Origin of the sequence: Streptomyces sp. NBC_01116 (assembly GCF_041435495.1) — a bacterium.
In the GTDB taxonomy this organism is placed as follows: Bacteria; Actinomycetota; Actinomycetes; order Streptomycetales; family Streptomycetaceae; genus Streptomyces.
The window spans coordinates 5769371-5788949 of the sequence record NZ_CP108644.1 but is presented as its reverse complement, the minus strand read 5'-3'; the positions used below and the strand labels follow the sequence as shown (position 1 = coordinate 5788949).

Here is a 19579-nt window from a genome sequence, read left to right as displayed (position 1 = left end):
GATTGGGGGGTCATGGCGGGTTTCTCCTCGTTCTGTTCGTACGGTGCCTGGCGGCCCGCGGCGTCGGCCCCGCGGGAGTGGTGCGGTGGAGCGGGTGGAGCGCTTTCAGCGGTGGTCGGAAGTGGTGCGGAGGTGGGACGTGCGGTGGGTCGTGCGGTGGTACGTCGGTGGGGCCCGCCTCAGGTCCGGGTGTGGGCGGAGGCCCGGGAGAGCGCGAAGGCCGCGTACAGCAGCAGGCCTGCCGCGGCCCCGCCGCAGGCGAGGGCGGGCACGGCTCCGGTCCCGCCCGCCGAGACGAGGGCGTTCACGGGCCGGGCGAGGGGTTCGAGTCCGGGGAGCCGGGCGGCGAGGACGAGGGCCGGGGCGCCGGCCTCGACGGCGCAGGCGGCGGCGAGCGCGACGGTGCCCGGCTCGGGCTGTCCGTGCGCGGCGAGCAGCCGGGCCACGAAGAACAGCACCCCGAGGGCGGCGGCCGCGACGGGCGTGCCGCCTCCGCCGAGGCCGAGGCCGGCCAGGTGCAGCAGGGGCAGCAACGCGCCGAGGAAGAGGGTGACGGCCGCCAGGAGCAGGGGGCGTACGCCCGCGCCGAACTCCTCCAGGGCGCGGCTGCCGGTCAGCTTGCGGTGGGCGTGGACGGTGAAGAGGTGGGCGCACCACGCGGCCGGGGCGACGGCGGCGGCGAGGCCGAGCAGCGGGGCGGGGGTGCCGTCCCACGGACCGTCGGGGCCACCGGTCATGACCTGGGCGAGCAGTTCCTCGCCGTACACCGCGTAGCTCAGCAGCCAGCAGCCGTACATCCCGGCGGGGCCCGCCCCTTCGGGGGCCCGCAGGGGGCCGCGGCCCAGGCACGCCCGGAGCGCCAGGCAGGCCAGGACGGCGCCGACGACGGTGACGAGGGCCCGCGTCCCGTCACCGAGGACGTCCTCGGTGACCCGGAGCACCCCGGCGGTCGCCAGGCACGCGGCTCCGGGGAGCAGGGCGAGGAGCGTCCAGGCGGCCCGTGCGTCGGTGTCGGGTCCGGGGCCCGGGGGCGGGCCCGCGCCGGGGTCCGGCGCACGGGGCGGCATACGGGCGTACAGCTCCTCGGCGAGGGCGAAGACGTCCCGGTGGCGGTAGCGGGTGGCGGTGCGGTCGGTGAGGCCGTGCGCTTCCAGCCCGGCGGCGATCTCCAGCGGGTCCACAGCCCGTGCGCACAGGTCGCGGTGGGCGTGGAGGAGGGACTTCACCGGGTCGGCCGGGCCCCGGCGGGCGGTGGCCCCCGGCGCCCGGCGCGCCGTGGCGCGGGGCCGGATCTCCGCGGGGCGCGGCGGGCCGGACACGGGGCGTTCCGGGGCGGCGGCGGGGGGCGCCGGATCGTCCGGACGGGTCATCGGGTGGTCTCCGTGGTCGGGGCGGCCTCCGGGGCCGGGGTGGTCTCCGTGCGCGGGGAGGCCCGGTTCGTGGAAGCTCGGCCGAGGGAGGACCGGTCCATGGAGGACCGGTCCATGCAGAGGTGGTCCGTGCGGAGCCGGTCCGCGCGGGGTCGGGTGGTCACGCATCGCCGTCTCCCGCCGGTCCGGCCGCGACCGCGCAGACGCCCTCGGGCTCCGGCCGCCGCGTGTGCTGCGGCTCGGGCCCGCCGGGCCGGTCCGGCAGCCGGGCCCCGGGCTCGGCTGCCCGGCACGGCACGGCGGCTGCCCGGTCCGGGTCCGGCTGCGGCCGCAGGTGCGGCCCGGGCCGGGTCCAGTGGCCGAGGAGGCGTGCTTCGGGCGGGGTGGCGAAGGGCAGCGGGGCACCGTGGGCGTCCACCGTGTCGGCCTCGCGGCGCACCGGTGTGTGCGAGATCAGCTCCAGGTAAATGCCGCGAAATGCCGCGAGGTTCTGTTCGACGGTGAAGAGTTCGAGGGCGCGGGCCCTTGCGGCGGCCCCCAGTCGTGCTCGACGCTCGGGGTCGCGCAGCAGCGCGACGCAGGCGTCGGCGAGCGCCTTGGGATTGCGCGGGGGCACCACCAGGCCGGTGCCGCCGATGACTTCGACGACCGCGCCCACGTCGGTGGAGACGGTGGCCCGGCCGCAGAACATGGCTTCGACGAGGCTGACCGGGAAGCCCTCGACGACGCTGGACAGCACGATGACGCCGCCCGCCGCGTAGGCCTCGGCGAGGCCGGGGATCTCGGGGCCGCCGATCTCCTCGAAGGTGACCGGGCCGACGCCCTCGGTGTGCGCGCCGGTGGCCTCGTCGGGGAAGAGCTGGGCGGCCAGGGCCTCGCAGTGGGCGAGGTAGGTGGCGGCCTCCTCGCCGTCCGCCGGGGCGCCGAAGACGCGCAGCCGGGCGCCGGGCTCGGCGCGGCGGACCTCGGCGAAGGCGTGGAGGAGGGCGATCAGGTCCTTGGAGGGCTCGATCCGGCCGACCCAGACCAGGGTGCCGGGGCCGCCCGCGCCGTCGTCCTCGCCGGCCGCGCCGAGGCGTTCGGCGTCCTCGCCGACCCGGCCGAAGCGCTCGGCCGCCATGCCCGGGTAGACCGTGCGCTGCTGGGCGGGGTCCGCTCCGCAGCGCCGCTGCCAGCGGCGGACGTGGGTGTTGCCGGGGGTGACGATCGCGGCCTGCCGGTAGACCTCGGTGGCGAGGCGGCCGTGGAATCCGGCGAGGAGGGCGCGCACCGGGGTGCCGTACGGGGAGTCGGCGGCGGACAGGTAGTGCGCGCGCAGCGGGACGCCGTGCTCGGTGACCAGCAGCGGCACCCCGAAGAAGCGTTTGGCCAGGAGCCCCGGGAGGGCGGCCGCCCCGCCGGACGCCGCATGGCAGAGGTCGACCGCGCCGAGGCTCTCCTGGTCGTACCAGTCCAGCGAGAGCGGGCGCAGCGCGCGTTCCAGCTCGGCGGCGAAGGCCAGGAGGTCGGGGACGGTGGCGTTCTGCACGGTGCGACCGGTGCCGCGGGCGCGGGAGACCGCCTCCAGGATCCGCACGGTGCCCTCGGAGCGCAGGGCGAGATGGAGTCCGCCGCGTTCGCGGGCCAGCTCGGCGAGGCCGTAGAGCCCTTCGGCGAACAGCTGCGCGCCGGGTCCCTCGCCCGCTTCCGTACCGGCCTCGTCGGGGGTGCAGATCGCGGTGGCGAGGGCGGTGAGGCGGTCGGTGAAGCGCCTGCGGTCGCGCCGCCCGTAGGACTGTTCGCCCCCGGTCACCAGCCGGGCCAGCAGGCCGCGTTCGCCGCTGCCGCGCAGGGTGCCGTCCTCGGGGGTCCACAGCGGCGCGGTGCGCACCCGGCTGACCTGGGGCGGCAGCCGTACCCAGCCCTGGTCCTCCTGGTGGGCGGAGCGGCTCAGGGCGAACAGGTCGAACTCGTGTTGCGGCAGCCCGCGCACCAGCCGGTCGCACCAGAGTCTGGATTCACCGGTCGCATACGGATAGCCACCGTCGGTGAGCAGTCCGATCCGCACGAATACACCCCCGATCTCCCTTGTGGGCGGCCGCCGTTGAAACGGCCACTCGCAGCGGGACGACCGTAAGCGGATACGCCGGTGGCGCGACGGACGGTTGTCCATCGCGCCACCGAAAGGGGTGAACCGTCGTAACTTTCCCGCCCCGGTCGCGTTCCGTCGCGATACAGCGGTCGGTTGTCACGGAGGGTCAGGCCCGGGCCAGCTCCTTGCGGGCGGTCCGGCGGGCCGCCGCGAGCCCGGGATCGAGGGCGGGCACGGCGGCCAGCAGTTGGCGGGTGTACGGGTCCCGGGGGTCTCCGTAGACCGCGTCGGCGCTGCCCTGCTCGACGATCACGCCCCGGCGCATCACCGCGACCTCGTCGCTGACCTGCCGGACCACGGCGAGGTCGTGGGCGATGAAGACCAGGCCGATGCCCAGCTCCCGCTGGAGCTCCGAGAGCAGGCCGACGACCTGGGCCTGGGTGGTGACGTCCAGCGCGGAGACCGGTTCGTCGCAGACGATCAGCTTCGGTTCCGCGGCCAGCGCGCGGGCGATCCCGACGCGCTGGCGCTGTCCGCCGCTGAACTCGTGCGGGTAGCGCCCGTAGTGGCCCGGGTCGAGCCCGACGCGCTCCAGCAGTTCGCCGACCCGGTCCCGGATCCGGCCCTCGTCGCCCTCCCCGGCGGCCCGCAGCGGGTCGGCGACGGACTCCCCGACCGAGCGGCGGGGGTTGAGGGAGGCGACCGGGTCCTGGAAGACCATCTGGAGGTCGCGGCGGAAGGACCGCAGCTCTTTCTCCGGCAGCGAGCCGATCTCCCTGCCCCCGTACCGGAGGCGGCCCGCCGTCGGGTCGAGCAGGCGGACCAGCATCCGGCCCAGGGTGGTCTTGCCGCTGCCGCTCTCGCCGACGATGCCGAGCGTGCGCCCGGCGTGCACGGTGAGCGAGACCCCGTCCACGGCGGCTACCCGCCCGCTCCCCCGGCCGAACTCGCGCCGCAGGCCGACGGCTTCGAGCAGGGGTGCGACCTCCTCCGCGGCGGGCGGCGCCGGTGCCGGGAGCACCCTGCGGGTCTCCACGCGCGGTACGGCGGCCAGCAGCTCCTGGGTGTACGGCTCGCGCGGCGCGCCGAGGACCCGGGCGACCGGGCCGCGTTCCACCTCCTTGCCGTGCCGCATCACCAGCACCTCGTCCACGCTCTCCGCCGCCACGCCCACGTCATGGGTGACCAGCAGGAGCCCCATGCCCGTCTCGTGGCGCAGATCGTGCAGCAGGTCCAGGATCTGGGCCTGCACGGTGACGTCGAGGGCGGTGGTCGGCTCGTCCGCGATCAGCAGGCCCGGTTCGCAGGCGAGCGCCATCGCGATGAGGGCCCGTTGCCGCATGCCGCCGGAGAACTCGTGCGGGCGCAGCCGGGAGCGGCGGGCCGCGTCCGGGATGCCGACCCGGTCGAGCACCTCGACGGCGCGGGCGCGGGCGGCCCTGCGGGAGACGGGGCGGTGGACCCGGTACACCTCGGCGATCTGGTCGCCGACCGGGTAGTACGGGTCGAGCGAGGACAGCGGGTCCTGGAAGACCATGGCGGCCCCCGCGCCCCGCAGCGCCCGCAGTTCACGGTCGTCGGCCGTGTTCACGTCCCGGCCGGCGACGCGGACGCTCCCGCCGACCCGGGCGCCGGTTCCCCGGTGGAGGCCGAGCAGGGCGTAGGCGGAGGCGCTCTTGCCGGAGCCCGACTCCCCCACCACGCCGAGCGCGCCGCCCGCCGCCAGGGTGAAGGAGAGCCCGTCGACGGCCCGGACGGGGCCGAAGTCGACCGTGAGGCCACGGACCTCGACCAGGGGCTCGCGCGTTGTCATGACAGGACCACCCGTCGGTCGGCCAGCGCGTACAGCAGGTCCGCGACGGCGTTGGCGAGGACGACGAAGAACCCGGTCACCAGCACCATGCCGACCACGACGGGCAGGTCGACGACCTTGACCGCGTGGACCAGCTCGCGCCCGATGCCGGGGATGCCGAAGAGGGACTCGGTGAGCACAGCACCGCCGAACATCGAGCCGAAGTCCAGCGCGCTCAGGGCGATGACGGGGGCGACCGCGCCCCGGAGCGCGTGCCGTCGGATGATGGCCCGCTCGCCGACCCCGTACGCGCGAAAGGTGCGCACGTGGTCCTCGGCGAGGGTCTCCAGCATGGCGCTGCGGGTGAGGCGGGCGTACTTGGCGGACTCGATGAGCGCCAGCGACGTCCAGGGCAGCAGCAGCCCCCAGGCCCACTGTTCGGGGTTCTCGGTGAACGGGACGTACGAGGGTGCGGGCAGCCATTGGAGGGTGGAGCAGAACACGATGATGAGCAGCAGCCCGATGACGAAGACGGGGGTGGCGGAGCCGGCCAGGGTCAGCCAGGTCAGCACCCGTTCGGTGAGCCGGCCGCGCCGCCAGGCGGAGAGCACGCCGGTGCCGACGCCGAGGAGCAGCCAGCCGGCGAACGCGCCGACCACCAGGGAGCCGGTGACCGGGAGCTTCGCCAGGATCAGCTGGGTGACCTGCTGGTCGGACTGGTACGAGACGCCGAGGCAGGGCATCGCGCAGTGCTCGGTACCGGTCCCGGTGGAGAAGTCGCGCCCGGCGACGATGCCCTGGAGGAAGTGCGCGTACTGCACGTACACCGGGTCGTCCAGGCGCAGTTGCTCGGTGACCTGGGCGACCTGGGCGGGCGAGCAGCGGGGGCCGCAGGCGATCTGGGCGACGTCGCCGGGGGCCACGTAGAAGATCGCGTAGAGGATCGCGGTGAGGGCGAGCAGCACGAGGGCCGCCCCGCCGAGCCGCCGGAGCAGGAAGCCGGTCATGCCGCGCCCTCCTTGGCCGTACCGGTGCCGACGCCCAGGCGGGAGGCGGCGCGCGGGTCGAGTGCGGTGCGCACGCCCTCGCCGAGGACGGTGAGCGCGAGGACGGTGACGAAGAGGAGTCCGGCGGGGATCAGGAGGTACGTCGGGGCCGCCTGGTACCAGGTGTCGGCCTCGGTGAGCATCTGCCCCCAGGACGGGGTGGGCGGCTTGATGCCGACGCCGAGGAAGGACAGGGCCGCCTCGACGACGATGTTGGTGGGAAAGGCCAGGGCCGCGTAGGTGATGACCGGCGCGGCGAGCGAGGGCAGTAGTTCACGGCGGGCGATGGACCACTTCCCGCGCCCGGTGAGCCGGGCCGCCGCGACGAAGTCGAGGGACTTCAGGGCGAGCGCCTGCGCCCGCACGATCTTCGACGTACCGGACCAGCCGATGCCGCCGATGACCAGGGCGATCAGGACCGGGCGGGGGAAGGACTCGGGCACGATCGCCAGGAGTGCCAGGGCGATCACCATGACCGGCAGGGCCACGTTGATGTCGGTGATCCGGCCGAGGAGCTGGTCGACCCGGCGGCTGCCGAGCGCGGCGGCGAGCCCGATGACCAGGCCGAGGGCGATCTGCAGGACGGTGGCGACGAGGGCGACGCCGAGCGAGACCCGGGCCCCGTACACGATCCGGGCGAACAGGTCGCGGCCGGTGCCCGGTTCGACGCCGAGCCAGTGCTCGCCGCTGATGCCGCCGAAGGAGCCGATGGGGACGCCGCCGGCCGCCGAGTCGACGAGGTCGGGGTGGTAGGTGTTGGGGTCCTGGCCCGCCAGTGCGGTGAGCAGCGGTGCGGCGAGCGCGACCAGGACGAGCAGGAGGACGACGAGGGCCGCGGCGGAGGCGGCGCGCTGGGCGCGCAGCCTCTGCCGGAACAGCCGGGCCCCGGAGGCGGGGGCGACGGCCCGCGCCGCCCCCGCCTCCCGGACCGGAAGTGCTTCGGACATGGCTACTTGACCGCGACCTGGGAGACGTCGAGGACGCCGGTCCAGTCGCTGATGACGATGTTCTTGACGTCCTCGCCGTACAGCCGCTTGTAGACCGGGTGGAAGAGCGGCACGGTCAGGGCCTCCTCGCCGATCTTCGCGTCGAGCGCGCCCCAGCGGGCGGCGGCGGCCTTCAGGTCGGTGATCTTGTTGATCTCGTCGATCTCCTTGTTGACCGCGGGGTCGTTCAGGAAGCCGGTGTTGAAGTTGGCGCCGTCCTCCACGATCTGGCGGCCGTCGAAGATCGGGGCGAGGAAGGGGCCGCCGGAGGGCCAGTCGGCTCCCCAGTGGGCGAGGAAGAAGCCGGGCTCCTTCTTCGCGCTGTGGATGGTCTCGGAGTAGTCGTTGCTCTCCAGGCCCTGGAGCTTCACGGTGATCCCGGCCTTCTTGAGCGCGGCCTGGATCGCGGTGGCGATCTCGGGGCTGGTCTCGAAGTCCTTGTCGTTGGAGTGGGTGAGAGTGACGGTCAGGCCCTTGTCGTGCCCGGCTTCTTTCAGCAGTTCCTTCGCCTTCTCGGCGTCGCCCGTCCTCCCGGCCGGGAAGTGGTCGTAGGGGGTGTGGCCGAAGGAGTCCCGCTCGGGCAGGAAGGTGGTCGCGGGTTCGGCGAGCGAGGAGCCGCCCGCCGCGTTGACGATCGAGGTGCGGTCGACGGCGTACGAGATCGCCTGGCGCACCTTCGGGTCGTCGAAGGGCTTCACCTTCGGGTTGAAGGCGATGTAGTTGGTGTAGCCGAAGTGGCCGGTGCCGACGCGGGCGGCGAGCTTCTTGTCGCTGCCGACCTTGGCGAGTTCGGCCGGGCCGAGGTTGGTGTCGGTGGTGACGGCGGTGGCGTCCGGGCCCTGGGAGGCGGAGAGCCGCTGGTTGATGACGGCGGAGTCGAGTCCGGAGCGGACGTCGATCCGGTCGGGGTAGGCCTTGCGCTCCGCGTCGGTCTTCGCCGACCAGTGCGGGTTGCGCTCCAGGACGATCCGCTCACCGTCGTTCTCGTTGGTGACGACCTTGTACGGGCCCGAGGAGACGGGGTGCTCCTCGTACGTGGTGCCGGTGTCCTTGGCCTGCGGCACCGGGGTGGTCTGGGTCTGGGTGGCGAGGAAGGGGAACTCGCCCTCGGGCTTGTTGAGGCGGAAGACGATCGTCTTCTCGTCGGGCACCTCGATGGAGTCGAGGCCCTTCTTGTCCTTGTACGGGCCCTGGTAGTCGGCCCCGCCGATCAGCCAGTCCCGCAGGTAGGGGGCGCCGCCGGAGAGTTCGGCGGCGAAGGAGCGCTCGATGCCGTACTTGATGTCGGCGGAGGTGATCGCGGTGCCGTCCTCGTACTTCAGGCCGTCCTTGAGGGTGTACGTCCACACCGTGGCGTCCTTGCTGGGCGTGCCCAGGTCGGTGGCCAGGTCGGGGACGACCTTCGCGCCCTCGGCCCCGTCCTCGCGGTTGCGGGTGGTGAGGGTGCGGAAGACGAGGGAGGGGACGTTGCCGCCGCCGGAGGTGTAGAGCCGGGCGGGGTCGAAGTCCTGCTGCGGGTTGCTGTTCAGGACGGTGAGGGTGCCGCCCTGCCGCGGCTTGCCATCGGCACCGGAGGCGCCGGCGGCGCTCTTGGTGTCCTCGGGACCGCAGGCCGCGACTCCCGCGGCCAGGACGAGAACCGCGGTGGAGGCTGCCACGCGGCGGGATATGACGGACGGTTGACGCATCGGAAAGAGACCTCTCGGAGCACTGCGGGCGGAGGAAGCGGAGGAAAGCGAAAAGGCGAATCCGCGCAGGCAGCGGCGAGAAGGACGAACGCGAACGGACCCCGTCATCGGGGAACGGGAAAAGGAGAAGCCGCGCCTGCGGACGGAATGCGTCCGGGCGCGGCGGTCAATGGGGCCCACCGGAACCGAAAAGGCTCACGGGAAAATAGAAAAAGGGCCGACGCGCGCTCGGACAGCGTCAGCGACAGAGAACGTCGGCTACGCAGTGCCCGGTCACGCCGAGAAGCGCCAGCTCAAGGGCGGCGATCTCGGAAGGTGCGGGGCTGCGCGACATGCCGAGAAATATGAACGACCGCCTCGACCGCTGTCAAAGCGGAACAAGACGGCCGTCTCACCATACGGACGCGCGGAGATCAACTCTCGGGGTGCACCCAGGGGTTGGCCCTGCACTTGATGCCTTCGAGTTCCAGGGTCTTGGTCTGCTGCTGCATGACCGGAGCCAGGGCCCCGGGAGTGCGGCAGCTCACATGGTTGTGGCCCAGCCGGTGACCGACCTCGTGATTGATGAGCATCTGACGGTAGGCCAGCAGTTCCTTCGGGCCGAAGGTGGCGGCGCCCTGCGCCCAGCGATAGGCGTTGATCATCACGCGGTCCGTCGCGGCGGAATCGCAGGAGACGTTGTCGATCGTGGTGTCCAGACCGGATTTGGCGCACCAGTCGCCGGTCGTCCCGGGGCTGGCGAGCGTGATCACGAAGTCCGGGGTCCCCGAGGAGATGCGCTCGAAGGTCATCGCTCCGTTGTGCGCCCAGCTCCGGTCGTCGTTGAGCGTCTTCTGCACGGCTTCGGCGAACAGGCCGGCGTCCAGGCCGAGACCCTTCTCCACGTCGATGCGGTAGCGGTGCTTCTGCCCCTTCCCGGGGGCCTTCGCCAGACCGGGCACCGCCTCGAACGTGCCGCTCGCCTTCAGGTCCGCGGCGAGCGGAAACGGCTGCGCCATCTTGGCCGCGTACGAGAGGGGCTTGACCTCGGGCTCGACCGAGGGCCGGTTCGGGGTCGGACGGGCGTCGGAGCGGGAGGCCTCCTCGCCCGGGCCCTGCCGCTCCACGTCGGCGGCGCGCGCGGCGGCCGTACGGCCGCCGGAGTCCTCGGCGACCTGTCCGGCCACCACGACCGCGAGCACGGTGGTCACCGCGGCTGCGGCGATGCCGGTGAACGTCCGCCCCTTGGAGCCCCGGGCCGCGGCGCGTTCGTCCGGCTCCCCGGCCTCGGGGTCGGTCTCTGCGCCGTCCACGCCGTCCGGGGTCCCGGCCGGCGGGGCGTCGGTGTCGAAGGCGTCCACGAACTCCCGGCGCGGGCCCGGCACCGGGGCGCCGGGGGGCGCCGCCTGCCGGGTCGCCCGGCCGTCCGCGGCGCGCTGGGCCGCACGCTGGGCGGACACCTGGCGGGCCACGGCCCGCTGCCGGGCGGCGTCCTGGGGTCCGGCGGCGCCGGCGGAATCCGGCCGGGCGTCGGCGGAGCGGTGGTCCGGACCGGCGTGCGGGCCCGGGTGCTGGTGGGGCGGATGCGGACGGGGAGCGCCGGGCCCCTGGCCGAGGCGGGATACGGGGCCCGCGCCCCAGCCGCCGCCCTGCTCACGCTGTTCGGGGTGGCCGCCGCGGACCTGCGGGGCGTCGGAGGAGAACGGGCCCGGCCCGTCACCGGTCGGCGCGGGAGCGGTCCGCCTGCGTCGGCCGCCGCCGGGCGCGGGCCTCGCCGCGGCGCGCTCGCCGCCCGGTTCCGCCGCCGCCGCGTCCGGGCGGATCGCCCCGGAGCCCTTTCGACTGTGTCGTCCCACGCCCTGGATCAGCTCCCGCCGCAATCGTCCAGCAGTTCCCGGAACGCCTGGGCGACCGCCTCCGGGTACTCCATCATCGCCACGTGCCCCGCGTCGGGCAGCGTCAGCAGCCGGGCGTCGCGGAAGGCCGCGGACGCCCTGCGTGCCATCCGGTACGAGACGAGCTGGTCCCGTCCGCCGTACACGAGCTGGGTCGGTGCGAGCACCCGCTCGGCCTGGCGCCACAGTCCGTGCTGGCCGCCCAGGGTGTACGCATCGACGATGCCCCGGGCCGAACGCGTCATCGCGTCCCAGAAGTACGGCAGCTCCAGCCGTCGCTCCATCTCGGCCACCGCGTTGCGGAAGGCTTCGTCGGAGACCCGTGCCGGATCGCCATAACAGAGTGCCATGACTCCGCGCGTCCGCTGCTCCGCCGTCCAGCCCTTCGTGAGCCGGGCGAACAGGGACGCGACGCCCGGCACCGCCAGGAGTCCGGTCGGGAGGGCGGGGCGCTGCACCCGCCACTCCGGCAGGGCGGGCGAGATCAGGGTGAGGGTGCGCACCAGGTCGGGGCGGACGGCGGCGACCCGGGTGGCGACGGCGCCGCCCAGCGAATTGCCGAACAGGTGCACAGGCCCCCGCTCCTCCGCGTCCAGCAGCCGGATCACCGCACGGGCGTGTCCGGTCACCGAGTAGTTGCCGTCGTCCGGCGGCGGCGAGTCCCCGAATCCGGGCAGGTCGACCGCCTCGCCGTCGACCAGGCCGGACAGCAGCGGCATCAGCGCGGACCAGTTCTGCGACGAGCCGCCGAGCCCGTGCACGTACAGCGCGGGGGGCAGTCCCGTCCGGTCGCCCGGCCGGCAGCGGATGTTCAGGCCGATCCCCGGCAGTGACACGGAGCGCAGTCGTTCGCCCTCGGCGACCCGGACGGCGCTGACCGTGGGGGCCACCGCGGCGGCGGCGGCCTGGACACCCGGCAGCTCGGTCGAAGACATGCGGCAATGTTACGAGACGATCACGCCCTCATTCATGTGTTCGCCGTCACAGGCCGCATCGCGGGGTGGACGGGTAGCTCCTACGCTTCAGGGGAAGGAAGGGAGCTGCACATGACGGTCGACCCGAGCGACCCGGACACCTTCGAGAACGCCGGACCGGAACAGCCGGGGCCCGAGGCCCCGGAGGCGGACGCCGCCGAGCAGCGGGCGGACGTCCGGCCCGAGGACGACGAACGGGCGGAGAGCGTCGATCCGGACACCGCCAATGAGGCCGATGTGGCGGAACAGCGCAGGGTGATTCCCTTGGATGAGGACGATTACCGGTAATACGCCCCGTTTTGCTCGCGACCAGGGAGAACTGTGGCTTCCACAGCCGTCCGGTCCATGAAATTCTGCGTCCGCGCCGCGCACAGCCGGGTTACCCAAAAGTACGATGGCTGTACGGCGCAGTGCGCACGGACCGGCTGTGCTGGAACACATATTTGGGAGGCGGCGTGACAGCCATCGAGCAGACAGAGGCGGCGCGCCCGCGGGGTACACGCCTTCCCCGCCGCGCCCGACGCAATCAGCTGCTGGGCGCCGCACAGGAGGTCTTCGTCGCGCAGGGCTACCACTCCGCCGCGATGGACGACATCGCCGAGCGGGCGGGAGTCAGCAAGCCGGTGCTCTACCAGCACTTCCCCGGAAAGCTGGAGCTCTACCTGGCCCTTCTCGACCAGCACTGCGAGTCGCTGCTCCAGGCCGTGCGCACGGCGCTGGCCTCGACGACGGACAACAAGCTGCGCGTCGAGGCGACGATGGACGCCTATTTCGCGTACGTGGAGGACGAGGGCGGCGCGTTCCGACTGGTCTTCGAGTCCGACCTGACCAACGAGCCCGCCGTGCGCGAGCGGGTCGACCGGGTGTCCCTCCAGTGCGCCGAGGCCATCTCCGACGTGATCGCCGGGGACACCGGCCTGTCCAAGGACGAGTCCATGCTGCTGGCCGTGGGCCTCGGCGGCGTCTCCCAGGTGGTGGCGCGCTACTGGCTCTCCAGCCGGTCCACCATCCCCCGCGACACGGCCGTCCAACTCCTCACCTCGCTGGCCTGGCGGGGCATCGCGGGCTTCCCGCTGCACGGCGCCGAGCAGACCTGAGGCCTCCGGCGGGGACGCCTGACGCCGTGTTCGCTGCGGGCGTTGCCGGTCGGGCCCTGACCTCCGCTCCCGCCGGGCTAATGTGGCTGCGTACGGCGCGGTTCGCCGCGCAGGGACTGACCGTCGGAGGGACATAGCCGTGGAGGTCAAGATCGGGGTGCAGCACACGCCCCGCGAGATCGTTCTGGAGAGCGGGCTTTCCGCCGAGGACGTCGAGAGCGCGGTCGCCGCGGCACTGGGCGGCAAGGCGGAGCTGCTCAGCCTCACGGACGACAAGGGCCGCAAGGTCCTGGTGCCGGCCGACCGGATCGCGTATGTGGAGATCGGTGAGCCGACCACCCGGCGGGTGGGGTTCGGGACGCTGTAGTCCACCGGACGCGTTGATCACAGGAGCGGCCCGGCGGGGACATCCCCGCCGGGCCGCTCCTGTGTCGTGTGCGGCTCTCCGCCCGCGCCGGATCCCGTACGGGTCGGAAGGGGCCGCTGGAGGGTTGCTCCCCACAGGCAGGGGGTAGTACCGCCTACGACCGATTTGCCCGCCCCGCACACCCCCGCGAGGTGATCCTCTGTGATCTGGGAATCCTTCGGCGCCGCCGTCCTCGGACTCGCCCTGTCCTGGGCGGCGCTCCGATCACTGGCCGACCGACTGCCGTCCGGCCGTGCGGTGTATGCCACCGGCGCGCTGGGCGCCCTGTTCGGCGCGTATCTGACGCATGCCGCGCTGGGTACCGGCCATGTCCTGGCGACCCTGATCGGCGCCGTGTCCGTCGGGGCGGTGACGCTGTCGCTCCTGATCCGGCCACGCGGCCGCCGCCTCACCCGGTCGGCGGCGGCGGCCCGGTAGCGGGGTGTTACGCGGCCAGTCCCAGCGCGGCCATCCGCTTGGTGTGGGCCTCGGTGATCCGGGAGAACATCCGGCCCACCTCGGCCAGGTCGAAGCCGTCCGCGACGCCGCCCACCAGCATCGTCGAGAGGGCGTCGCGGTCGGCGACCACCCGCTGGGCCTGCGACAGCGCCTCGCCCATCAGCCGGCGCGCCCACAGCGCGAGCCGTCCGCCGAGGCGCGGGTCCGCCTCGATCGCGGCGCGCACCTTCTCCACGGCGAAGTTCCCGTGGCCCGTGTCGTCGAGCACGGACAGGACCAGGGACCGGGTGTCGGTGTCCAGCCGGGCCGCGACCTCGCGGTAGAAGTCGCTCGCGATCGAGTCGCCGACGTACGCCTTGACCAGGCCCTCCAGCCAGTCGGACGGCGCCGTCTGGCGGTGGAAGTCGTCGAGCGCCTTGGCGAACGGCTCCATCGCGGCGGTGGGGTCCTCGTCCACGGCGGTGAGCCGCCGGCTCAACTGCTCGAAGTGGTGGAACTCGGCGGTGGCCATCTTCGCCAGCTCCGCCTTGTCGCCGAGGGTCGGCGCGAGCTTCGCGTCCTCGGCCAGCCGCTCGAAGGCCGCCAGCTCTCCGTAGGCGAGGGCGCCGAGCAGGTCCACGACCGCGGCGCGGTACTGCGGGTCGGCTGCCGCGGTGGCCCAGTCCTGGGCGGCGATCCCGGTGGCTGCGGCAGCTTCGGCGGGGGTCTCAGTGGCGTGGTCAGGCGTCTCCATGAACGGAACGATAGCCCGCTCCGCGCAGGGCGGAAGGGCCTGGTCAGCCGGGGGCCTCATACCGTTCCGATGAATTCGTCCAACACACATGCGCGAATCCGGGGTACAGTGGTATTGCGCTTACTGAGCACTGTGCTGTGCCAGGGGCGCGCCCTTGAATGAGGATGCCCGGTCGGTGGCCCGATCGGCTCCGACCCGACAGCCCTCCACGCGGTGCGTACGACACGTACGACTGCAGATGAGGGGCCCCCTCAGCGGCACGAGCGCTCGAGCGACGGCAGTGGTCCCGCGCCACCCGGCCCATCCACGGCCGGATGACCAACCCCGGCACGGTACGACCCCCAGCGTTCGCCTCGGACCGCGTCTCACAGAAGAGGCAGCACCCTGACTACGTTCCGCGACCTCGGTATTCTTTCCGAGACGGCCGAAGCCCTTGAGGCTGTCGGCATCATGTCCCCCTTCCCCATCCAGGAGCTGACGCTCCCCGTCGCCCTCTCCGGCTCCGACGTCATCGGCCAGGCCAAGACCGGCACCGGCAAGACGCTCGGCTTCGGTCTCCCGCTCCTGGAGCGCGTGACCGTCCCCGCCGACGTCGAGGCGGGCCGCGCCAAGCCCGAGCAGCTGACCGACGCGCCGCAGGCGCTCGTCGTCGTCCCCACCCGCGAGCTGTGCCAGCAGGTCACCAACGACCTGCTCACGGCCGGCAAGGTCCGTAACGTCCGCGTTCTCGCGATCTACGGCGGCCGGGCGTACGAGCCCCAGGTCGAGGCCCTCAAGAAGGGCGTCGACGTGATCGTCGGCACCCCGGGCCGTCTCCTGGACCTGGCGGGCCAGCGCAAGCTCGACCTCTCCCACATCCGCGGGCTCGTCCTCGACGAGGCCGACGAGATGCTGGACCTGGGCTTCCTGCCCGACGTCGAGCGCATCATCACGATGCTGCCGCCCAAGCGTCAGACGATGCTGTTCTCGGCCACCATGCCCGGTGCCGTCATCAGCCTCGCGCGCCGCTACATGTCGCAGCCGACGCACATCAACGCCACGTCGCCCGACGACGAGGGCACGACCGTGAAGAACACGGTCCAGCACGTCTACCGCGCCCACAACATGGACAAGCCGGAGATGCTCTCCCGCATCCTCCAGGCCGACGGCCGCGGGCTCGCGATGATCTTCTGCCGTACGAAGCGCACGGCCGCCGACATCGCCGAGCAGCTGGAGAAGCGCGGCTTCGCCTCCGGCGCGGTCCACGGCGACCTCGGCCAGGGCGCCCGCGAGCAGGCGCTGCGCGCCTTCCGCAACGGCAAGGTCGACGTCCTGGTCTGCACCGACGTCGCCGCGCGCGGTATCGATGTCGAGGGTGTGACCCACGTCATCAACTACCAGTCGCCGGAGGACGAGAAGACCTACCTCCACCGCATCGGCCGCACCGGCCGCGCGGGCGCCAAGGGCATCGCGATCACGCTGGTCGACTGGGACGACATCCCGCGCTGGCAGCTGATCAACAAGGCCCTGGACCTGAAGTTCCCGGACCCGCCCGAGACGTACTCCACCTCGCCGCACCTCTTCGAGGAGCTCGGCATCCCGGCGGGCACCAAGGGTGTGCTGCCGCGCGCCGACCGGACCCGTGCCGGTCTGCGGGCGGAGGAGGTCGAGGACCTCGGCGAGACCGGCGGCCGCGGCCGCAAGGCCGCCGCGCCGGCCCCCGCCCGTGAGGAGCGCGAGCCCCGCACCCGTACGCCGCGTCAGCGTCGCCGCACCCGTGGCGGCTCCGCTGCGGAGGAGGGCGCCGCGACGGTGCCCGCACCCTCCAAGGAGACCGCCCCGGTCGCCGCGGTCGCACCGGCCGGCGCGGAGGCGTCCGAGGACGCGCCGCGCACCCCGCGCCGTCGCCGCCGTACCCGCGTCAGCGCCCCCGAGGCCGTCACCGAGGCGGCCGTGGCGGTCGCCGAGGCTCCGGTGGTTCCCGCTCCGGTGGCCGAGGCCGCGCCCGTGACCGAGGCGGCGCCCGTGGCCGAGCCGGTCGCGGAGACCGCGCCGGAGGCCAAGCCGCGTCGTCGTCGCAGCCGTGCCGCCGTGAAGCCGGTGACCGAGGAGACGGCGTCGCCCGTCGCCGCGGCTCCGGCCGCACCGGCCCCGGCCGAGTTCCAGACCGTGGCCGTCGCCGCGGGTGTCGCGGAGCCGGTCGCCGAGCCGAAGGCCGTCAAGCCGCGCCGCCGCACCCGGATCGTGAAGCCGGCCGACGAGGTCGACTTCCAGATCGCCCCGGCCTCCGAGCCGGAGCCCGAGGTGAAGACGCGTCGCCGTCCGGCCCGCGCCACGACGAAGGCCAAGTCGGAGCCGAAGGCCGCGGTCACGTCGGCCGAGCCGAAGGCCCGGGCGGCCAGGACGACGAAGTCCCGGGCGAAGGCGGAGACCGTGGAGCCCGCGGCGATCGAGGAGAAGATCACCGCGAAGGTCGCCTCGAAGGCCACCGCGAAGAAGGCCACCGCGAAGGCGGTCGCCGCCGAGCAGCCCGCCGTCGAGGCACCGGCCGCCGAGGCGGACGCCAAGCCGCGCCGCCGCCGCGCCACCCGCAGCGTCACCTCGACCGCGACCCAGGAGGCCGCCGTGGTCTCCGAGGCCGAGGCCGTGGTGAGCGAGGCCGCCGCCGAGACCAAGCCGCGCCGCCGTCGCGCCACCCGCCCGGCGGGCACGGCCTCGGCGACGACCGAGGGCTGACCCTCCCGGCGACACAGCACCACCTACGGCCCCGGCCCCCGCACACGCGGGGGCCGGGGCCGTTTCGCCGCCCGGGGCGCCTGTAGGGCCGGGTGGGCCACCCGTGACGCGAGGAGGGGTGCGGCGGCGATAGCCTCGCCGTATGAGCCGCCCGCCCACCTTCGTCCCGCCGCCCTGTGCCCACGCCCGTGTCCTGGCGACCGAGCGCGGCGACTTCGCCGTCCTGGACGCCGTACCGCGTACCCCGGCACGGGCCACCGCCCTGCTGCTGCCCGGATACACCGGCAGCAAGGAGGACTTCATCGCGCTGCTGGAACCGCTGTGCGCGGCGGGCTACCGGGTGGTCGCCGTGGACGGCCGGGGTCAGTACGAATCGAAGGGGACGGACCGTCAGGAAACCTACTCCCAGGGCGAGTTGGCGCGTGATGTGCTGGCCCAGGCGGCGGCCCTGGGCGGCGGGGACGGCGGGCTGCACCTGCTCGGGCACTCGCTCGGCGGTCAGATCGCCCGCGCCGCCGTGCTGCTGGACACCACCCCGTTCCGCTCGCTGACGCTGATGTCCTCGGGTCCGGCGGAGGTCGTCGCGGCCCAGCGGGACAAGGTGAAGATGCTGGGCGACGCGCTGGCCGTGCTGTCCATGGACGAGGTGTGGGAGGCGATGCGGGCGCTCGATCCGCCGCAGGACGCGGACACCGGCGACGGTGCGGACATGCGCCACCGCTGGCTCGCCCACCACCCGGCCCAGTTGATCGCCACCGGGGCCCAACTGGCGTCCGAACCGGACCGGGTGGACGAGCTGGCCGCCGTCGGGCTGCCCGTCCACGTCCTGTCCGGGGAGCGCGACGACGTCTGGCCGGTGGAGCTGTTCGACTCCATGGCGCGGCGCCTCGACGCCCGCCGCACCACGATCGCCGGCGCGGAGCACTCCCCCAACACCGCCCGCCCGCAGGAGACCGCGCGGGCACTGGCCGCCTTCTGGGACGGCCTGCCGGCGGGCTGACGCGCCGGCGGCGCCCCGCGGCACGTCCCACCGGCCGTCCGGGGCGCCGCCACCGGCCCCGCTGTCGTCAGTACTGCGCCTGCAGGTGCTGCCAGAAGCCGTCGCGGAGCGCCCGTCGCAGGTGCGCGTGGCCGCGCAGCGAGTGCTGGAGCAGGCGTTCCGCCTCCACCAGCAGGTCCTGGTCGACGGAGCCCGGCAGATAGGGGTGGCCTGGCAGCAGGTCGGCGAGGGACTCCCGGCCCCGGGCGGCGAGCCAGGCGGCGGCGATCTGCGCGCCGACGAAGCGGACGTCCTCCCGGGACGGGGCCGGGCTGTCGTCCTCGTACGTGGTGACGGGCCGCCGCGTGACGTAGGGGCGGCAGAAGTCGAGTTCGAAGGTGCGCTGGCTGTCGACCTCCCAGAGCAGGGGTTCGGCCTGGTTGCGTCCTTCGGCGGCCTCGATGCCCCAGAGGTGCACGCGCGCCCCGTAGCCCTGGGCGGCCTCGACCGCCGAGACCAGGTCCTCGTCGCCGCCGACGAGCGCCGCGTCGCTGATCGCGCGGTGCCGGGCGAGGGATTCGAGGTCGGTGCGGATGAGCGAGTCGACGCCCTTCTGCTGGTTGTTGGCGTTGAGGTTGCCGAGCCGCACCTTGACGTCGGGGAGTTCGGCGATGGCCTGCTGCTCGGTGGTGTGGATGCGGCGGCGGGCTCCGTCGTACCAGTAGACGCGCAGCAGCCTGCTGTCCGCGAAGATCGTGCGGGCCTTGTCGATGAAGGCCTCGATCAGCCCTTCGGCGTCGAGGTCGAAGGAGCGCCGGTCCTCCGTGCCGGTGACGAGCAGCCCGGCCGCGGCGTACACATAGCCGGCGTCCACGAAGATGGCGTGCGTCGACGGGGTCTTGGAGACCTCGATGAGCATCCGCTGGAGCAGCTCGTTGGTGCGGTCCAGGCGGGCGCCGAGGCCGGCTTCGCCGCTGGACTGCGAGTCCGCCTCGTTCATGCGAACCTCATGGTCTGTGGTGGCGTGACTACCGACGGGTACTTAGACATCCAAAAAATTTCCTTAGCGTAGGGAATGTTTGCAGGAGGCAAGCCGTTGTCACCCATGTGGAACGCGAGGGAAACCTCGCGTTCCTAGCCTTGCCGGTGGGACGCCCCACCGGCGCCAGCAGTTCTCCAGCAGGAGGATCAGACGAAGGGAAGCCCTATGCGCTTCGAGATCATGCGACTCGACGACGTCGACGGTACCGCCGTGGACAGCACCGTCGTGGACGCCGCCTCCGTCAACCGGATCGTGCAGCAGGCCGCAGCGATGGGCCAGCGCATCTACATCCGGCCGGCCGACAGCTCGGCTTCGTAACGCATCTGGGCTCATGACGCCTGTCGAGG

The 19579-nt window shown here is 73.4% G+C and carries 19 protein-coding genes; 7 read left to right on the top strand and 12 right to left on the bottom strand.

Annotated elements, in window-relative coordinates:
• Positions 1 to 179 precede the first annotated feature (179 nt).
• The 10 genes from OG245_RS25620 to OG245_RS25575 form a co-directional block, all read right to left on the bottom strand.
• Entirely contained in the window at positions 180 to 1370 is a 1191-nt protein-coding gene (locus OG245_RS25620) for a hypothetical protein (RefSeq protein ID WP_371625793.1), read from the bottom strand.
• The gene (locus tag OG245_RS25615) at positions 1367 to 1534 is read right to left on the bottom strand and encodes a hypothetical protein (protein ID WP_371625792.1); all 168 of its coding nucleotides are present in this window, start codon (positions 1532 to 1534) and stop codon (positions 1367 to 1369) included. The genes OG245_RS25620 and OG245_RS25615 overlap by 4 nt, the downstream gene beginning before the upstream one ends.
• Entirely contained in the window at positions 1531 to 3417 is a 1887-nt protein-coding gene (locus OG245_RS25610; protein ID WP_371625791.1) for a DUF3492 domain-containing protein, read from the bottom strand. Before OG245_RS25610 ends, OG245_RS25615 begins: the two co-directional genes overlap by 4 nt.
• A gap of 190 nt (positions 3418 to 3607) precedes the next feature.
• The gene (locus OG245_RS25605) at positions 3608 to 5254 is read right to left on the bottom strand and encodes a dipeptide ABC transporter ATP-binding protein (protein WP_371625790.1); all 1647 of its coding nucleotides are present in this window, start codon (positions 5252 to 5254) and stop codon (positions 3608 to 3610) included.
• Positions 5251 to 6240, bottom strand: a complete 990-nt coding sequence (locus OG245_RS25600) for an ABC transporter permease (RefSeq protein ID WP_371625789.1) — start codon at positions 6238 to 6240, stop codon at positions 5251 to 5253. The genes OG245_RS25605 and OG245_RS25600 overlap by 4 nt, the downstream gene beginning before the upstream one ends.
• On the bottom strand, positions 6237 to 7226 hold the full coding sequence (locus tag OG245_RS25595) for an ABC transporter permease (RefSeq protein ID WP_371625788.1): 990 nt from the start codon (positions 7224 to 7226) through the stop codon (positions 6237 to 6239). Before OG245_RS25595 ends, OG245_RS25600 begins: the two co-directional genes overlap by 4 nt.
• A 2-nt stretch (positions 7227 to 7228) precedes the next feature.
• Positions 7229 to 8953, bottom strand: coding sequence for an ABC transporter substrate-binding protein (locus tag OG245_RS25590; RefSeq protein ID WP_371625787.1), 1725 nt, complete (start codon positions 8951 to 8953; stop codon positions 7229 to 7231).
• A gap of 238 nt (positions 8954 to 9191) precedes the next feature.
• Positions 9192 to 9287 carry an Ms4533A family Cys-rich leader peptide gene (locus tag OG245_RS25585; protein ID WP_316943073.1) on the bottom strand — a complete coding sequence of 32 codons (96 nt, stop codon included), beginning with the start codon at positions 9285 to 9287 and terminating at the stop codon, positions 9192 to 9194.
• A 79-nt stretch (positions 9288 to 9366) separates the two neighbouring features.
• Positions 9367 to 10788 carry a DUF3152 domain-containing protein gene (locus OG245_RS25580; RefSeq protein WP_371625786.1) on the bottom strand — a complete coding sequence of 474 codons (1422 nt, stop codon included), beginning with the start codon at positions 10786 to 10788 and terminating at the stop codon, positions 9367 to 9369.
• Positions 10789 to 10796: 8 nt separating this feature from the next.
• Complete coding sequence (locus OG245_RS25575; RefSeq protein WP_371625785.1) at positions 10797 to 11762, bottom strand: alpha/beta fold hydrolase; 966 nt, start codon at positions 11760 to 11762, stop codon at positions 10797 to 10799.
• A 111-nt stretch (positions 11763 to 11873) separates the two neighbouring features.
• On the opposite strand from OG245_RS25575, the gene OG245_RS25570 reads away from it, so the two are divergent.
• From OG245_RS25570 to OG245_RS25555, 4 genes are all read left to right on the top strand, one after another.
• Positions 11874 to 12089, top strand: a complete 216-nt coding sequence (locus OG245_RS25570; protein WP_371625784.1) for a hypothetical protein — start codon at positions 11874 to 11876, stop codon at positions 12087 to 12089.
• A 167-nt stretch (positions 12090 to 12256) separates the two neighbouring features.
• On the top strand, positions 12257 to 12898 hold the full coding sequence (locus tag OG245_RS25565) for a TetR/AcrR family transcriptional regulator (RefSeq protein WP_018956316.1): 642 nt from the start codon (positions 12257 to 12259) through the stop codon (positions 12896 to 12898).
• Between the two features lie 139 nt (positions 12899 to 13037).
• Positions 13038 to 13265, top strand: a complete 228-nt coding sequence (locus OG245_RS25560; RefSeq protein ID WP_003966467.1) for a DUF3107 domain-containing protein — start codon at positions 13038 to 13040, stop codon at positions 13263 to 13265.
• Positions 13266 to 13466: 201 nt separating this feature from the next.
• Positions 13467 to 13742: a hypothetical protein gene (locus OG245_RS25555; RefSeq protein ID WP_371625783.1), complete on the top strand. Its 276-nt coding sequence runs from the start codon at positions 13467 to 13469 to the stop codon at positions 13740 to 13742.
• A gap of 7 nt (positions 13743 to 13749) precedes the next feature.
• Here OG245_RS25555 and OG245_RS25550 read toward each other — a convergent pair whose 3' ends face one another.
• A complete protein-coding gene (locus OG245_RS25550; RefSeq protein WP_371625782.1) occupies positions 13750 to 14496 on the bottom strand; it encodes a ferritin-like fold-containing protein in 747 nt (248 codons plus the stop codon).
• 450 nt (positions 14497 to 14946) lie between these two features.
• Here OG245_RS25550 and OG245_RS25545 point away from each other — a divergent pair, with 450 nt between their 5' ends.
• Positions 14947 to 17211: a DEAD/DEAH box helicase gene (locus OG245_RS25545; protein ID WP_371625781.1), complete on the top strand. Its 2265-nt coding sequence runs from the start codon at positions 14947 to 14949 to the stop codon at positions 17209 to 17211.
• 142 nt (positions 17212 to 17353) lie between these two features.
• Positions 17354 to 18211 (top strand): alpha/beta fold hydrolase, encoded by an 858-nt coding sequence (locus tag OG245_RS25540; protein WP_371625780.1) that lies wholly within the window; start codon positions 17354 to 17356, stop codon positions 18209 to 18211.
• Between the two features lie 67 nt (positions 18212 to 18278).
• On the opposite strand, the gene OG245_RS25535 is transcribed toward OG245_RS25540, so the two are convergent.
• Positions 18279 to 19190: an NYN domain-containing protein gene (locus OG245_RS25535; RefSeq protein ID WP_371625779.1), complete on the bottom strand. Its 912-nt coding sequence runs from the start codon at positions 19188 to 19190 to the stop codon at positions 18279 to 18281.
• Between the two features lie 207 nt (positions 19191 to 19397).
• Between OG245_RS25535 and OG245_RS25530 the strand changes: the two genes are divergently transcribed.
• Positions 19398 to 19550, top strand: coding sequence for a hypothetical protein (locus OG245_RS25530; RefSeq protein ID WP_007446805.1), 153 nt, complete (start codon positions 19398 to 19400; stop codon positions 19548 to 19550).
• Positions 19551 to 19579: the final 29 nt, after the last annotated feature.

Excerpts from the sequence above, each read along its gene's own strand:
- OG245_RS25570 (WP_371625784.1), top strand. The coding sequence starts at position 11,874 with ATGACGGTCGACCCGAGCGACCCGGACACCTTCGAGAACGCCGGACCG.
- OG245_RS25605 (WP_371625790.1), bottom strand. The coding sequence starts at position 5,254 with ATGACAACGCGCGAGCCCCTGGTCGAGGTCCGTGGCCTCACGGTCGAC.
- OG245_RS25545 (WP_371625781.1), top strand. The coding sequence starts at position 14,947 with ATGTCCCCCTTCCCCATCCAGGAGCTGACGCTCCCCGTCGCCCTCTCC.
- OG245_RS25585 (WP_316943073.1), bottom strand. The coding sequence starts at position 9,287 with ATGTCGCGCAGCCCCGCACCTTCCGAGATCGCCGCCCTTGAGCTGGCG.
- OG245_RS25535 (WP_371625779.1), bottom strand. The coding sequence starts at position 19,190 with ATGAACGAGGCGGACTCGCAGTCCAGCGGCGAAGCCGGCCTCGGCGCC.
- OG245_RS25550 (WP_371625782.1), bottom strand. The coding sequence starts at position 14,496 with ATGGAGACGCCTGACCACGCCACTGAGACCCCCGCCGAAGCTGCCGCA.
- OG245_RS25530 (WP_007446805.1), top strand. The coding sequence starts at position 19,398 with ATGCGCTTCGAGATCATGCGACTCGACGACGTCGACGGTACCGCCGTG.
- OG245_RS25595 (WP_371625788.1), bottom strand. The coding sequence starts at position 7,226 with ATGTCCGAAGCACTTCCGGTCCGGGAGGCGGGGGCGGCGCGGGCCGTC.
- OG245_RS25540 (WP_371625780.1), top strand. The coding sequence starts at position 17,354 with ATGAGCCGCCCGCCCACCTTCGTCCCGCCGCCCTGTGCCCACGCCCGT.
- OG245_RS25590 (WP_371625787.1), bottom strand. The coding sequence starts at position 8,953 with ATGCGTCAACCGTCCGTCATATCCCGCCGCGTGGCAGCCTCCACCGCG.
- OG245_RS25600 (WP_371625789.1), bottom strand. The coding sequence starts at position 6,240 with ATGACCGGCTTCCTGCTCCGGCGGCTCGGCGGGGCGGCCCTCGTGCTG.
- OG245_RS25620 (WP_371625793.1), bottom strand. The coding sequence starts at position 1,370 with ATGACCCGTCCGGACGATCCGGCGCCCCCCGCCGCCGCCCCGGAACGC.
- OG245_RS25575 (WP_371625785.1), bottom strand. The coding sequence starts at position 11,762 with ATGTCTTCGACCGAGCTGCCGGGTGTCCAGGCCGCCGCCGCCGCGGTG.